The 256-nt window shown below is 56.6% G+C and carries 1 rRNA gene; it reads right to left on the bottom strand.

Annotated features, from left to right (window positions below):
• Nucleotides 1–256 (bottom strand): 23S ribosomal RNA (locus C7H85_RS19355); the annotation flags it as partial.

The following is a 256-nucleotide window of genomic DNA, read 5'->3' on the forward strand; positions in this document are numbered from 1 at the left end:
CCTTCGTGCTCCTCCGTTACTCTTTGGGAGGAGACCGCCCCAGTCAAACTACCCACCAGGCACTGTCCGCACCCCCGATAAGGGGGCAACGTTAGAACATCAAACATACAAGGGTGGTATTTCAAGGTCGGCTCCACGGCAACTGGCGTCACCGCTTCACAGCCTCCCACCTATCCTACACATGTAGGGTCAATGTTCAGTGCCAAGCTGTAGTAAAGGTTCACGGGGTCTTTCCGTCTAGCCGCGGGTACACCGC

Origin of the sequence: Zobellella endophytica, from assembly GCF_003012775.1 — a bacterium.
GTDB lineage: Bacteria > Pseudomonadota > Gammaproteobacteria > Enterobacterales > Aeromonadaceae > Oceanimonas > Oceanimonas endophytica.